We start from the raw sequence: 14,407 nt of genomic DNA, 5'->3' as shown, positions 1-14,407 counted from the left end.
GTCGCCTTCGGATCCGTCATCGCGGGCACCGCCCTGCTCGGAGCCGTCGGCGCACTGATCGCCATCCCCGCCGTCGCCACCCTGCAGGCCTTCCTGGGGGCGTACGTGAAGCGGTACGCCGTCACGGACGACCCGCGGGTGCACGGGCGCCGGGAACGGGGCTCGGGAACCCTCCTGAAGCGCGTACGGCAGCTGCTGCGCGGAGGTTCCCGGGGGAACGGAGGCTCCGAGGGGGCGCCGCCGAGTGAGGGCGACGGGCCCCGCGCCTCTTCCTGAGGTCGTTCCGGGCTGCGCGCACGGCCCCGGAACGGTCCGGCGGCACGGCCGCGACACACCCCCGCCCCGGTGCGGGATGCGCTTGACATCAAAATCGAACATCCATTCTTATGGAGGCTCTGGCGAAGCCCGGAACGGGATGCGGGCGGGGATTTCATGCGGAAGTGCCCGAGTTATCCACAGGCTGGACGGGCGTCGGGGCGGATTGTCAGTGGCAGGCGTTAGCGTCTTTGACGTGAAGCGATCGACACAAGCAAATCGGGTGGAACCCATGGCAGGAACCGACCGCGAGAAGGCGCTCGACGCCGCGCTCGCACAAATTGAACGGCAATTCGGCAAGGGCGCGGTGATGCGCCTCGGCGAGCGGCCGAATGAGCCCATCGAGGTCATCCCCACCGGCTCGACGGCCCTCGACGTCGCACTCGGCGTCGGCGGCCTGCCGCGTGGCCGAGTGGTGGAGGTGTACGGCCCGGAGTCCTCCGGAAAGACGACCCTGACCCTGCACGCCGTGGCGAACGCGCAGAAGGCCGGCGGCCAGGTGGCCTTCGTGGACGCGGAGCACGCCCTCGACCCCGAGTACGCGAAAAAGCTCGGCGTCGACATCGAGAACCTGATCCTGTCGCAGCCGGACAACGGTGAGCAGGCTCTGGAGATCGTGGACATGCTGATCCGCTCCGGCGCGCTCGACCTCATCGTCATCGACTCCGTCGCGGCCCTCGTGCCGCGTGCGGAGATCGAGGGCGAGATGGGCGACTCGCACGTGGGTCTGCAGGCCCGTCTGATGAGCCAGGCACTGCGGAAGATCACCAGCGCGCTCAACCAGTCGAAGACCACCGCGATCTTCATCAACCAGCTCCGCGAGAAGATCGGCGTGATGTTCGGCTCGCCGGAGACCACGACCGGTGGCCGGGCGCTGAAGTTCTACGCCTCGGTGCGCCTCGACATCCGTCGTATCGAGACCCTGAAGGACGGCACCGACGCGGTCGGCAACCGCACCCGCGTCAAGGTCGTCAAGAACAAGGTCGCACCGCCCTTCAAGCAGGCCGAGTTCGACATCCTCTACGGGCAGGGCATCAGCCGCGAGGGCGGCCTGATCGACATGGGCGTGGAGAACGGCTTCGTCCGCAAGGCCGGTGCCTGGTACACGTACGAGGGCGACCAGCTCGGCCAGGGCAAGGAGAACGCGCGCAACTTCCTGAAGGACAACCCCGACCTCGCCAACGAGATCGAGAAGAAGATCCTGGAGAAGCTGGGCGTCGGTGTGAAGGCGGAGAAGGAAAAGCCCGCTGCCGAGCCGGGCGCGGACGCGGCGGCGCCGGTCGCGGCAGGTGAGGGCGCGAAGACCGTTCCCGCTCCCGCGGCCAAGACCGTCAAGCCCAAGGCCGCGGCGGCCAAGAGCTAGTCCGTGACACGACGAACGGACTGGGCCGAGTACGTCTACCCCGTCGCCCCTCAAGGGCAGGGCCACGGGGGAGACTTCGGCTCTGCCGACAGGGGTGGCGCGGACGAGGGCGGCAGCGTGCACGAGGACGGTGGACCGTACGGCGGGGACGAGCCGTTCGGTCCCGGTGCCTCGGGATCGGGCATGAACGGGGGATACGGCGAGCGCGGGGGAGGCCGCCGGTCCGCAGGCGGTCGGCGAGGCGGCGGTGGTACGTCGCGCGGTGACGGTTCATGGGAAGGCGGCGGTCCGTCGGTTGCCGGCTCGGGCCGCGGCACCGGTGGCCGGCCGTACGAGGACAAGGGTGGGGACGGAGGAGAACGGGACGAGGGCGTTCCCGGGCGTGGAGGCCGTGCTCGGCGGGGGCGCGGCCGTCGCAGTGGCTTCGGGGAGCCGTCCGGCGACGCACAGGACGGAGGCGCCCCTTCCTCGTCGAGGGCCGAGAAGGCGGAGCAGCCGAAGGACCCGGCTGAGCAGGCGCGGGCGATCTGTCTGCGTCTGCTCACCGGGACCGCGCGCACGCGGAAGCAGCTGGCGGACGCGTTGCGCAAGCGCGAGATCCCGGACGACGTGGCGGACGAGGTGCTGTCACGCTTCGAAGAGGTCGGGCTGATCAACGACGGCGCCTTCGCGGATGCCTGGGTGGAGTCCCGCCATCACGGCCGGGGTCTCGCCCGGCGGGCACTCGCCCAGGAGCTGCGGACCAAGGGTGTGGACCCCACGCTGATCGACGAGGCGGTCGGACAGCTCGACTCCGACCAGGAGGAGACGACCGCACGCGCACTCGTGGAGCGCAAGCTGCGTTCCACGCGCGGTCTCGACCGCGACAAGCGCATACGGCGCCTCGCGGGCATGCTCGCCCGCAAGGGCTACTCCCAGGGCACCGCCCTGCGTGTGGTCCGCCAGGCGCTTGAGGAAGAGGGCGAGGACACGGAGTTCCTCGGCGACGAGGAGTTCTGAGGGAGCCGAAAGGCTTCAACTGGGGCTTCACGGGGGGATTTGGGTTCTTGCGATTCCGGAGCAGGGTCCGGGCACGGTGGACGCGCGGGGGCGCCCATCGCGCTCGGGCCCGGGTTCGCAGCGGTGGGGCGGGCCACGGGTGGCAGCCGCAGGCCGAGGCCGGAGTCCCTCAAGCCGTGGTCGTGGCCCCAGTCGTCTCCACCGGCAGTCCCGCCGTTCGCCAAGCCTGGAAGCCTCCCACCAGGTCCGTGGCCCGGTGCAGTCCCAGCTGACGCAGGGAGACGGCCGCGAGGCTCGACGCGTAGCCCTCGTTGCAGACGATCACGACGCGCAGGTCGTGGCCCGTGGCCTCGGGGGCGCGATGGCTGCCCTGCGGGTCGAGCCGCCACTCCAGTTCGTTGCGCTCGACGACGAGCGCGCCGGGGATCAGCCCGTCGCGCTCACGCAGTGCCGCGTACCGGATGTCGACGAGCAGGGCGTCCCCCGCCTGTGCTGCGTCGTGGGCGGCCTCCGCCTCGACCCGGTCCAGGTCCGTACGGACCCGTTCCAGCAACTCGTCGATCCCCACGGGGTGTTCGGCCGACCCGGAAGGTGTGGATGCCACAGGGCGTTCGTTCGTCACTGCCAGTCCTCGGGGCGCTCGACCTGCTCCAGGCGCAACACCTGGCCGACGCGGCTGTAGCGGCTGATCCGGGGGAGCGGCGGGTAGTACGCGTGCACGGAGACGGCGTGCTCCTCGGTGGACTCGTTGAGCACCTCGTGCACATGGTGCTGGCCGAACGAGCGGCCCTTGCCGGCCGACAGCCGGCGCTCACGGTCGATTCCCTCGTTGAGTTCGAGGGTCTTCCAGCCGTCGGTGGGCAGCCGTGCGACGAGCGAGTTCTCCTTGAGTTCGCCGGACGCGGTGAGGAAAGCGCCCACCGACTCGGCGTGGTCGTGCCAGCCGGTGCCCGTACCGGGCGGCCAGCCGATGAGCCAGGCCTCGCTGCCGCCGGGACCTTCGAGGCGCACCCACGTACGGCCCTCGGGGTCGAGCGGCAGGGAGGCGATCAGTTCGGCGTCGGCGGCCGTGCGCCGTACGAAGTCCAGGAGCTCTGCCTGGGTGGGAGTACGGGCCTCGATGGAGGCGGTGGAACCTGCGGAAGCGGGAGCAGAGGGTGACACAGACACGGGTACCGTCCTGACGAGCGTTCGCGTGGGTGCGCGCGGCAGCCGATGGGCCTCACGCGCGAGATTGCAGAGGATGCGAATTCAGCAGGACGGGCGACACACGCAGCCCGCATAGCGGACGAGGTCCATATGGACCCTCCGCCACAGGCGCACACAGGTGTCGGTCACGATCCGGAGTAGACCATGACGGTACGGGCCGGTCAACTCAGTGTCAGTGGTTGGACAGCGACCCTCTTCACAGGGGCAACAAGCCCCTCTCAGGACTTGCCCGCGGGCGCCTCCGCCGTGGTCCGGGGGCCACCCAGCGCTGCCTCCGCGGCCTCGTACAGATCGGCGGGACGCACCCCGCCGAACGCCGTGACCAGGTGTCCGTCCGGGCGGATCAGCAGCACGGTGTGCGCCGCCGCGCCCGGGTAGCTCTCGGCGACCAGCAGCTCGGCCCGGTGCGGCAGCGCGGTCACGGCGGCGGCGAGCCGCGGCATGATCCCGGCCGTCACCCAGTGCTTGCGGTCCCACACCACGGTCCCCGGCGCGATCAGCAGCACGAGCAGCGCGCCCCGTCCCAGCCGGTCCCGCAGCGACACGGACGAACCGTCCTCGGCCGTCACCTGCACGTCGGTGATCGAGGCACCTGGCGCCGTGTCGACCTCGACCGCGGACTCGGCGTACGGAGGTGCGAGCGGTGAATCGGCGTACGCCCCCGGCGTGCCCAGTGGACCGCGCCCCAGGTGTCCGTCCGTGAGGAGGGCGTCATGGCCGCGGGCCGCCCCGGGCACCGCGGAACGCAGTCCTCCGCCCCGCAGCAGCGGCAGTGCCTGGTCGGCGGCGCGCAGGCGCGCGGCGACGATCGCGCGCCGCTCCACCTGGTAGCTGTCGAGCAGTGCCTCGTGCGGACCGTGGTGCCAGGCGAGGGCCAGCTTCCACGCGAGGTTGTCGGCGTCCCGCAGCCCCTCGTCGAGGCCCTGGGTGCCGAGTGCGCCGAGCAGATGCGCCGAGTCCCCGGCGAGGAAGACCCGGCCGGCCCGCCAGCGCCGCGCCAGCCGGTGGTGGACCGTGTAGACCCCGGTGTCGAGCAGTTCGTACGGCGGGGTGGTGCCCCCGCACCAGCCCGCGAGGGTCTCCCGGACGCGTGCCACCAGAAGATCCGGTGTGACCAGGTCCTTGCCCGGCGGCAGCAGCCAGTCCATGCGCCACACGTCGTCGGCGAGGGGGCGCGCGATCACCTCGGAGACGGGAGGACCCGAGCTGCGCCACGGCGGCGTGCGGTGCAGCAACGCTTCGCCGGGCCACGGGAGTTCCGTACGCAGTGCGGCGACGGCGTGGCGTTCCACGGCCGTACGTCCCGGGAAGCGGATGTCCTGGAGCTTGCGGACCGTCGAGCGGGGCCCGTCGCAGCCGACGAGGTAGCTGCCGCGCCACCAGGTGCCCTTGGGGCCCCGGGTGTGCGCGGTGACGCCGGCGGCTTCCTGCTCAAGGGAGTCGAGACGGCTCTCCACGGCGACCCTGACCAGGCGTTCGGTCCCGATCGCCTCGCGCAGGGCGGCGGTCAGCACGTGCTGGGGGAGGTGCAGCAGCGCGGGATCGTCCTCGCCGAACGTGATCTCCCGCATCACCTGCTTGCGCCGCATCGACCGCCATCCGGCCCAACGGAAGCCCGTTTCGGCGACGGGGAAGCCCGTCAGGCGCCCGATCAGCGCGGCCGTGTCCTCGCGCAGGACAGCCGTGCGCGCGAGCCGCTGTTCGTCTTTGCCGGGGCCCTCGTCCAGGACGACCGAGGGGACTTCCTGACGCGCCAGCGCCAGTGCGAGCGTGAGTCCTACGGGCCCCGCTCCGACGATGATCACCGGGTCCACGGCGCGGTGCCCCCTGCCCGGAGCGGCGTACTGAGTGTCCTACCGGGACTTGCAGGTGGAGCGGGGTACACGATCACAGAACGTATGCAACCTATTGCCGGTGCTTGCGTCAAGTGACGGAGGCAGTGGCGACGACGCCACTGCCTCCGGTTGCTCACATCTCGTCAGTTCTACGCCGGACGTGACCTGTTCGCAGGACTTGCCTACTTCTGGCCGTCCACGTGTTCACCCGGCGTGCTGAGCTCCTCCACCGCGTCCGCGGTGACGACCGCGCCGGTGGACTTCTTGGCCTGGCGCAGCCGGCGTTCCAGCCAGCTCGCGAAGCTCGTGAGCGAGAAGTTGATCGCGATGAAGATCAACGCCACGACCGTGAAGCTGGCCAGGGTGTTGGCGCCGTAGTACGCGCTCATCGGGCTGACGGAGGCCATCAGCTCGGAGAAGGTGAGGACCGCGCCGCCGAGTGCGGTGTCCTTCACGATCACCACGAGCTGGCTGACGATCGCCGGCAGCATCGCCGTGACCGCCTGCGGCAGCAGGATGAACCGCATGGTCTGGTTCTTGCGCAGGCCGATGGCCGACGCGGCCTCGGCCTGTCCCCTGGGCAGCGAGAGAATGCCCGCCCGGACGATCTCGGCGAGGACGGAGGCGTTGTACAGCACCAGACCCGTGACGACCGCGTACAGCGGACGGTCGTCCGTGCTGACGTTCGTGTACTCGGAGAACAGCGCCAGACCGAAGATCATCAGGACCAGCACCGGGATGGAGCGGAAGAACTCCACCACCACACCGGCCGGGACCCGCACCCACACATGGTCGGACAGCCGCGCGATACCGAGGACCGCTCCGAGCGGCAGGGCGATGATCATGGCGAGCGCCGCGGCCTTCAGGGTGTTCTGCAGCCCCGGCCAGAGGTAGGTGCTCCAGGCCTCTCCGTGGAAGAAGGGCTTCCACAGATCCCACGCGAGCTGGCCCTTCTCGTCCAGCACGCCGTACATCCACCACAGCACCGCGGCGAGGACGGCGACGAACACCACCGAGATGACGAGGTTCCGCCGCTTGGCTTTGGGGCCCTGCGCGTCATAGAGGACCGAGCTCATCGTTTCACCGCCACCTTCTTGCTCACCCAGCCGAGGATCAGACCGGTCGGCAGTGTCAGACAAACGAATCCGAACGCGAAGACTGCGGAGATCAGGACGAGTTGAGCCTCGTTCTCGATCATCTCCTTCATCAGCAGCGCCGCCTCGGCGACGCCGATCGCGGCTGCCACCGTGGTGTTCTTCGTCAACGCGATCAGGACGTTCGCCAGCGGACCGACGACCGAACGGAACGCCTGCGGCAGCACGACCAGACTGAGCACCTGCGTGAAGTTCAGACCGAGGGCACGTGCGGCCTCGGCCTGGCCCACGGGCACCGTGTTGATGCCGGACCGCAGCGCCTCACACACGAACGCCGAGGTGTAGAGGATCAGACCGAGCACCGCGAGCCGGAAGTTGGTGGTGTCGATCTCGTTCGAGCCGAGGGTGGCGCCGAATGTCTGATTGAGACCCAAGGACGCGAACAGGATGATTACCGTAAGCGGAATGTTCCGCACGACATTGACATAGGCGGTACCGAAACCGCGCATCAGAGGCACCGGGCCGACCCGCATGGCGGCCAGCAGAGTTCCCCAGATCAGGGAGCCGACGGCGGACAGAACGGTCAGCTGCACCGTCGTCCAGAAGGCTTCCCACAGGTTGTAACCTTCAAGAAAATCGAACACGATCTCCCGTGCTTCCGCGTGTGGGGAGGGCCCTCCTGACGGGTGCGCCGCCCCACGAGGACGACGCACCGGTCAGGTCGGATCCCGCTTTACTTGACGACGTTGCCGATCTTCGGGGCGGGCTCGTTCTTGTAGCCGGCCGGACCGAAGTTGGCCTCGACGGCCTTGTCCCACGACTTGTCGGAGACCATCTTCTCCAGGGCGGTGTCGATCTTCGCCTTGAGGTCGCTGCCCTTCTTGACGCCGATGCCGTAGTTCTCGTTGGTCATCTTGAAGCCGCCGAGCTTGAACTTGCCCTTGAAGTTCGACTGCGAGGCGTAACCCGCGAGGATCGAGTCGTCCGTGGTCAGCGCGTCGATGGCGCCGCTCTGCAGACCGGTCAGACACGCGGAGTACGTCGGGTACTGCTGCAGCTGGGCCTTCGGGGCGAGCTTGTCCTTGACGTTCTGCGCCGAGGTCGAGCCGGTGACCGAACACAGCTTCTTGCTGTTGAGGTCCTCCGGCGACTTGATGTCCTTCTCGTCGGCGCGGACCAGAATGTCCTGGTGGGCGAGGAGGTACGGGCCGGCGAAGTCGACCTTCGCGGCGCGCTCGTCGTTGATCGAGTAGGAGGCGGCGATGAAGTCGACGTCACCACGCTGGAGCATGGTCTCGCGGTCGGCGCTCTTCGCTTCCTTCCACTGGATCTGGTCCTCGCTGTAGCCGAGCTGCTTGGCCACGTACGTCGCGACATCCACGTCGAAGCCCGTGTAGCCGTCCGGCGTCTTCTGGCCGATGCCGGGCTGGTCGAACTTGATGCCGACGGTGATCTTCTTGTTGCCACCCCCGGAGGAGGAGCTGCTGCTGTCGTCCTTGTCGTCGGAACCGCACGCGGTGGCGGCGACAGCGAGTGCGAGGACGGCGGCCGAGGCGGCGGTGACCCTGCGGAGCTTCATGGTGAACATCCTTTGAGTGGTGAAGAAGTGCGATCCGGCGTGCGGGTGCCGTAGGTCGTCAGTGGTGCAGGATCTTCGACAGAAAGTCCTTCGCCCGGTCGCTGCGCGGGTTGCTGAAGAACTGGTCCGGCACAGCCTCTTCGACGATGCGTCCGTCCGCCATGAAGACGACGCGGTTGGCCGCCGAACGGGCGAATCCCATCTCGTGGGTGACTACGACCATCGTCATTCCGTCACGCGCGAGCTGCTGCATGACTTCCAGGACCTCGTTGATCATCTCTGGGTCGAGAGCCGACGTCGGCTCGTCGAAGAGCATGACCTTGGGGCCCATCGCCAGCGCTCGGGCGATCGCGACACGCTGCTGCTGCCCGCCGGAGAGCTGCGCGGGGTACTTGTCGGCCTGGGCGGACACACCCACCCGGTCGAGCAGACCGCGGGCCTTCTCCTCGGCGTCCTTCTTGTCCGCCTTACGAACCTTGATCTGGCCCAGCATCACGTTTTCGAGCACTGTCTTGTGCGCGAACAGATTGAACGACTGGAAGACCATGCCGACGTCTGCACGCAGGCGGGCGAGTGCCTTGCCCTCCTCGGGCAGGGGCTTTCCGTCGATCGTGATCGATCCCGACTCGATCGACTCCAGGCGATTGATCGCGCGACACAGGGTGGACTTTCCGGACCCGGAGGGTCCGATGACCACGACAACCTCACCGCGGGCGATGGTCAGATCGATGTCCTGAAGTACATGCAACGCACCGAAGTGCTTGTTCACGTTCTTCAGTACGACCAGATCATCGGTCGCGGGCAGGGCGTCCTTGGTCACCGATACTTCGGTCATCGGCCTCTAGCTCCGTCCTCCTCGGTTGCGGAGGACAGTAGTAACGCCGCACGATCAGCGTCATTACATCTGAGGGGAAATTGAGCATAACGATCCGGCGGCGAACGGACACTCTTCGTGAAGGCCGCTTCGGGCGCGTACCGGCTGCGTAACGGATGCGGGCCGCGCCCCGAACATGCTTGACGCCGTCCGCGTCCATCGGCCTGACTGCCAGGGGACACGCGCGCGTGGCCGTCACCGACCACCGAGAACGCATGTCTATCCACAGTGAACGTACGAACGATGAACTGAAGGGGGCCGTAATGAGACTGCTCCTCGTCGAGGACGACAACCACGTAGCAGCCGCTCTGTCCGCGGTCCTCGCCCGCCACGGCTTCGCCGTCACCCACGCCCGCAGCGGCGAGGAGGCCCTCCAGGCCCTCGTCCCGGAGGGCAACGGCTTCGGAGTGGTGCTCCTCGACCTCGGCCTGCCCGACCAGGACGGATACGAGGTCTGCGGCAAGATCCGCAAGCGGACCAGCACGCCCGTCATCATGGTCACCGCGCGCGCGGACGTACGCTCCCGGATCCACGGGCTCAACCTCGGTGCCGACGACTACGTGGTGAAGCCCTACGACACCGGGGAACTCCTCGCCCGTATCCACGCCGTCGCCCGGCGCACCGTTCCCGACGACGCGGCGACCCCCGGTGACGACGCGCTGCACCTCGGACCCGTACGCATCGAGCTGCCCACCCGGCAGGTCAGCGTCGACGGTTCGGTCGTCCAACTGACCCGCAAGGAGTTCGACCTGCTGGCACTTCTCGCCCAGCGGCCCGGAGTGGTGTTCCGGAGGGAGCAGATCATCAGCGAGGTCTGGCGTACCAGCTGGGAGGGGACCGGCCGCACCCTGGAGGTGCATGTCGCGTCACTGCGTTCCAAGCTGCGCATGCCGGCCCTGATCGAGACCGTGCGCGGCGTCGGCTACCGGCTCGTCGCGCCCGCCGCGTAGCGGGCCCCGGTGCGCACACGCCTTCTTCCGCTGCTCATCGTCCTGATGGCGGCCATCCTGCTCGCCCTGGGCATACCCCTCGCCGCGAGCCTGGCGGCCGCCCAGCAGCAGAAGGTGGTCGTCGACCGCATCGACGACACGGCACGCTTCGCGTCCCTGGCACAGTTCGTGGCCGACCGCCCGGAGGGCTCACGGGTCAGCGCCACCGAACAGCGCGGCGAGACGCTCCGGCAGGAACTCGGCACGTACCAGCGGCTGTACGGGATCAACGCGGGCGTCTTCTACCGCGACGACGACATCATGGCCAACGCGCCCGAGGACTGGACCATCCCCAGGAAGGGCGAGATCCGCGCGGCCTTCGACGAAGCGCTCCAGAGCCGCCGCAGCCATGACCCGGAGCAGGTCTGGCCGTGGCAGCGGGACCGTCTCGTCGTGGCGTCCCCCGTCATCCGGGACGGTGACGTCGTCGCGGTCGTGGTCACCGACTCGCCCACCGGACAGATGCGGTCCAGGATCCTGCACGGCTGGCTCGTCATCGGCGCCGGCGAGATCGGCGCGATGCTCCTCGCCCTCGGCGCCGCGCTGCGGCTGACCGGCTGGGTGCTGCGGCCCGTGCGCGTCCTCGACGCCACCACCCACGACATCGCGACGGGCCGCCTGAAGTCCCGGGTCGCCGCCGCCGGCGGACCGCCGGAGCTTCGGCGGCTGGCCCGGTCCTTCAACGAGATGGCCGACAACGTCCAGGAGGTACTGGAGCAGCAGCGCGCCTTCGTCGCCGACGCCTCGCACCAGCTGCGCAACCCTCTGTCGGCCCTGCTGCTGCGCATCGAACTGCTCGCGCTGGAACTGCCCGAGGGCAACGAGGAGATCGCTGCCGTCCGTACGGAGGGCAAGCGCCTGGCCCACGTCCTGGACGACCTCCTGGACCTCGCTCTCGCCGAGCACGCCGATGCTGACCTGCGGCTCACCGACATCGGTGAGCTCACCGCGGAACGTGTGGCGTCCTGGTCGCCGGTCGCCGACGACAAGGGCGTGACGCTCGTCGGGACGTGCCCGGCAACGACCGCCTGGGTCGATGCCGTCGCCCTGTCCAGTGCCCTGGACGCGGTCATCGACAACGCGCTGAAGTTCACGCCCGAGGGGGAGTCCGTCGAGGTCGCGGTGGCCTCGAACGGCGAGGTCTCGACGATCGTCGTCACCGACCACGGACCCGGTCTGAGCGACGAGGACCTGGCCCGCGTCGGCGACCGCTTCTGGCGCAGCGCGGGCCACCAGAACATCAAGGGTTCAGGACTCGGCCTGTCGATCTCCCGGGCGCTGCTCTCCGCGGGCGGCGGCTCCATCGCGTACGCCCACCACGAGCCGCACGGCCTGAAGGTGACCGTGACGGTCCCCCGGACGATGCTCGGGGCCTGAGCGGGCGTACAGGGGCCTCAGGGGGCCTCCAGAGGGCCGGCTCCAGCGGGCCGGGGGCGGGGCGCCCAGGAGCCGTCCCCGGTCAGGCGGCTACGGCTTGTTCGAGCGGTAGTAGCGCTGTGCGCCCTCGTGCAGGTCCAGAGGGTCGGTGTAGATGGCGGTCCTCAGGTCCACACGCTGTGCGGCGTGTACCCGTTTGCCGATGCGGTCGCGGCTGTTGATCACTGTCCTGGTCATTCCCTCGGTGAGCGTCGCGTCCGTCCCGGCACGCGTCACCAGCAGGTTCGCCACGGCCACCGTCGGTACCGCGACATTGTTGCGGTCCCCGTGATAGGTGTCCGCCGGCATGAGGGCCGACCGGTAGTAGCTGGACCCCGCGCCCGGCTTGTGCAGTTTCGCGACCAGGTCGGCCGGGATCGGGACCAGCTTGATGTCGAACCGCTTGGAGAGCTCGCTCACGGCACCGGTCGGCAGTCCGCCGGACCAGAAGAACGCGTCGATCTTCTTCGTCTCCAGCATCTCCGGCATCTTCGAGATTCCGGCGTACACCGGCTTGACGTCCTTCGGCGCGAGGTCGGCCGCCGCCAGCACGTGCTCCGCGATCAGGAGCACCCCGGAGCCCGCCTGCCCCATCGCCACCCTCTTGCCCTTCAGGTCTGCGATGGAGTCCACCGGGGAGTCCTGGGGAACGACCACGTGCACGTAGTCGTCGTACAGCCGCGCGCAGCCGCGCAGCTGGTCCGCGCCGGGTTTGCCGCTGTTCTTGTACTTCTCGACCGCGTCGGCCGCCGCGATGGTGAAGTCGGCCTTTCCGGTCGCCACCCGTTCCACGTTCTCCTGGGAGCCCTCGCTCTGTTCCAGGTCGACCTCCAGGCGCGGCATGTCCTTGGCGAGCGCGTCCTGCAGCAGGTTTCCGTACAGCTGGTACACGCCGGTCCGTGTCCCCGTGCTGAAGACGACCTTTCCGCCCGGCGAGCTCTCGCCCAGCGGCAGCAGCCACCACAGGAGCAGCCCGAAGGCCACGAAGGCGGCGACCGAACCCTGTAGGGCCCGGCGTCGGCCGAGGGGGGAGAGCGCCTGGAACATGCCGCGATCCTGCCAGCTCACCGGCCCGGATGACCAGGGCGGTGCCTACGGAGCGCACGCGGGGCTCCCTGAGGTGGGGCGCACGCGGGACCCATGGGGCGGGGTGCACTCCGGGCACCACCTACCCTTGTCACATGAGCAGCAGTGACCGGAGCCGGGCAGTGGACCTGACCAGAACGTATGAAGTGCGCACTTACGGATGTCAGATGAACGTCCACGACTCCGAGCGGCTGTCCGGGCTGCTGGAGGGCGCCGGTTACGTACGCGCTCCTGAAGGCTCCGACGGTGACGCCGACGTCGTCGTCTTCAACACCTGCGCGGTGCGGGAGAACGCCGACAACCGTCTCTACGGGAACCTCGGCAGGCTCGCGCCGATGAAGACGAAGCGGCCCGGCATGCAGATCGCCGTCGGTGGCTGTCTCGCCCAGAAGGACCGCGACACCATCGTGAAGAGGGCGCCCTGGGTGGACGTCGTCTTCGGGACGCACAACATCGGCAAACTCCCCGTCCTCCTGGAGCGCGCCCGCGTCCAGGAAGAGGCGCAGGTGGAGATCGCCGAGTCGCTGGAGGCGTTCCCGTCGACGCTGCCGACCCGCCGCGAGAGCGCGTACGCGGCCTGGGTGTCCATCTCCGTCGGCTGCAACAACACGTGCACGTTCTGCATCGTCCCGGCGCTGCGCGGCAAGGAGAAGGACCGCAGGACCGGCGACATCCTCGCCGAGATCGAGGCCCTCGTCGGTGAAGGCGTCTCCGAGATCACCCTGCTCGGGCAGAACGTGAACGCCTACGGCTCCGACATCGGCGACCGGCAGGCCTTCAGCAAGCTCCTGCGGGCCTGCGGGAAGATCGACGGCCTGGAGCGGGTGCGTTTCACCTCGCCGCACCCGCGCGACTTCACGGACGACGTGATCGCCGCGATGGCCGAGACCCCGAACGTCATGCCGCAGCTCCACATGCCGATGCAGTCCGGTTCGGACACCGTCCTGAAGGCGATGCGCCGCTCGTACCGGCAGGACCGGTTCCTCGGGATCATCGACAAGGTCCGTGCCTCGATCCCGCACGCCGCGATCACCACCGACATCATCGTGGGCTTCCCCGGCGAGACCGAGGAGGACTTCGAGCAGACCCTCCACGCGGTCCGCGAGGCCCGCTTCGCGCAGGCGTTCACGTTCCAGTACTCCAAGCGCCCCGGAACCCCGGCGGCCACCATGGAGGGGCAGATCCCCAAGGAGGTCGTGCAGGAGCGCTACATGCGCCTGTCGGCCCTCCAGGAGGAGATCTCCTGGGACGAGAACAAGAAGCAGGTCGGCCGCACGCTGGAGCTGATGGTCGCCGAGGGCGAGGGCCGCAAGGACGGCGCCACGCACCGCCTCTCCGGCCGCGCCCCCGACAACCGCCTGGTGCACTTCACCAAGCCCGACACCGAGGTCCGCCCCGGGGACGTCGTCACCGTGGAGATCACGTACGCGGCCCCGCACCACCTCCTCGCCGAGGGAGCCACGCTGGACGTGCGCCGCACGCGCGCGGGGGACGCCTGGGAGAAGCGCAACACCGACGGGGCCGCGAAGCCGGTCGGCGTCATGCTGGGCCTGCCGCAGATCGGCGTCCCGGAGCCGCTGCCGGTGGCCACGGGCAGTGGTTGCGGCCTGGACTGACGGCCTGGCACATTACGGGTGGGAAGGAGCAT

14 protein-coding genes and 1 pseudogene are annotated in these 14,407 nt (G+C 69.1%); 6 read left to right on the top strand and 9 right to left on the bottom strand.

Translation table 11 applies throughout. The annotated features are described in order from the left end of the window. The 3 genes and pseudogenes from ACFVH5_RS19200 to recX all read left to right on the top strand — a co-directional run. Positions 1-276: pseudogene (locus tag ACFVH5_RS19200) on the top strand (AI-2E family transporter); the annotation flags it as partial. Between the two features lie 271 nt (positions 277-547). Next, positions 548-1,678, top strand: a complete 1,131-nt coding sequence (recA, locus tag ACFVH5_RS19195) for a recombinase RecA (protein ID WP_385834843.1) — start codon at positions 548-550, stop codon at positions 1,676-1,678. Positions 1,679-1,681: 3 nt separating this feature from the next. Beyond that, on the top strand, positions 1,682-2,677 hold the full coding sequence (gene recX / locus ACFVH5_RS19190) for a recombination regulator RecX (RefSeq protein ID WP_385834842.1): 996 nt from the start codon (positions 1,682-1,684) through the stop codon (positions 2,675-2,677). Positions 2,678-2,846: 169 nt separating this feature from the next. Here the strand turns inward: recX and ACFVH5_RS19185 are convergent, their stop codons facing one another. From ACFVH5_RS19185 to ACFVH5_RS19150, 8 genes are all read right to left on the bottom strand, one after another. After that, positions 2,847-3,281 carry a rhodanese-like domain-containing protein gene (locus ACFVH5_RS19185; RefSeq protein WP_385834841.1) on the bottom strand — a complete coding sequence of 145 codons (435 nt, stop codon included), beginning with the start codon at positions 3,279-3,281 and terminating at the stop codon, positions 2,847-2,849. 14 nt (positions 3,282-3,295) lie between these two features. Next, positions 3,296-3,847, bottom strand: a complete 552-nt coding sequence (locus ACFVH5_RS19180) for a cysteine dioxygenase (RefSeq protein ID WP_385834839.1) — start codon at positions 3,845-3,847, stop codon at positions 3,296-3,298. 81 nt (positions 3,848-3,928) lie between these two features. After that, complete coding sequence (locus ACFVH5_RS19175; protein ID WP_309544753.1) at positions 3,929-4,000, bottom strand: putative leader peptide; 72 nt, start codon at positions 3,998-4,000, stop codon at positions 3,929-3,931. A gap of 104 nt (positions 4,001-4,104) precedes the next feature. After that, entirely contained in the window at positions 4,105-5,700 is a 1,596-nt protein-coding gene (locus ACFVH5_RS19170; protein ID WP_385834838.1) for an FAD-dependent monooxygenase, read from the bottom strand. A gap of 203 nt (positions 5,701-5,903) precedes the next feature. Continuing rightward, a complete protein-coding gene (locus ACFVH5_RS19165) occupies positions 5,904-6,797 on the bottom strand; it encodes an amino acid ABC transporter permease (protein WP_384798753.1) in 894 nt (297 codons plus the stop codon). Beyond that, positions 6,794-7,459 carry an amino acid ABC transporter permease gene (locus ACFVH5_RS19160; protein WP_385834837.1) on the bottom strand — a complete coding sequence of 222 codons (666 nt, stop codon included), beginning with the start codon at positions 7,457-7,459 and terminating at the stop codon, positions 6,794-6,796. The genes ACFVH5_RS19165 and ACFVH5_RS19160 overlap by 4 nt, the downstream gene beginning before the upstream one ends. Before the next feature lie 89 nt (positions 7,460-7,548). Continuing rightward, the gene (locus tag ACFVH5_RS19155; RefSeq protein ID WP_385834836.1) at positions 7,549-8,394 is read right to left on the bottom strand and encodes a glutamate ABC transporter substrate-binding protein; all 846 of its coding nucleotides are present in this window, start codon (positions 8,392-8,394) and stop codon (positions 7,549-7,551) included. A 58-nt stretch (positions 8,395-8,452) separates the two neighbouring features. Then, positions 8,453-9,229, bottom strand: a complete 777-nt coding sequence (locus tag ACFVH5_RS19150) for an amino acid ABC transporter ATP-binding protein (protein ID WP_384798744.1) — start codon at positions 9,227-9,229, stop codon at positions 8,453-8,455. Between the two features lie 302 nt (positions 9,230-9,531). Between ACFVH5_RS19150 and ACFVH5_RS19145 the strand changes: the two genes are divergently transcribed. Both ACFVH5_RS19145 and ACFVH5_RS19140 read left to right on the top strand, forming a co-directional pair. Then, positions 9,532-10,218, top strand: coding sequence for a response regulator transcription factor (locus ACFVH5_RS19145; protein WP_384798741.1), 687 nt, complete (start codon positions 9,532-9,534; stop codon positions 10,216-10,218). A 9-nt stretch (positions 10,219-10,227) separates the two neighbouring features. Further along, positions 10,228-11,634: an ATP-binding protein gene (locus tag ACFVH5_RS19140; protein WP_384798738.1), complete on the top strand. Its 1,407-nt coding sequence runs from the start codon at positions 10,228-10,230 to the stop codon at positions 11,632-11,634. A gap of 90 nt (positions 11,635-11,724) precedes the next feature. Here the strand turns inward: ACFVH5_RS19140 and ACFVH5_RS19135 are convergent, their stop codons facing one another. Continuing rightward, a complete protein-coding gene (locus ACFVH5_RS19135; protein WP_385834835.1) occupies positions 11,725-12,720 on the bottom strand; it encodes a TAXI family TRAP transporter solute-binding subunit in 996 nt (331 codons plus the stop codon). Between the two features lie 134 nt (positions 12,721-12,854). Here ACFVH5_RS19135 and miaB point away from each other — a divergent pair, with 134 nt between their 5' ends. Continuing rightward, positions 12,855-14,375, top strand: a complete 1,521-nt coding sequence (miaB, locus tag ACFVH5_RS19130; protein ID WP_385834833.1) for a tRNA (N6-isopentenyl adenosine(37)-C2)-methylthiotransferase MiaB — start codon at positions 12,855-12,857, stop codon at positions 14,373-14,375. The last annotated feature ends 32 nt before the right edge of the window (positions 14,376-14,407 follow it).

It is taken from the genome of Streptomyces sp. NPDC127119 (assembly GCF_042677425.1).
Lineage (GTDB): Bacteria > Actinomycetota > Actinomycetes > Streptomycetales > Streptomycetaceae > Streptomyces.
Note: the sequence above shows the minus strand (reverse complement) of the source record. Positions and strands in the feature narration are given on the sequence as shown.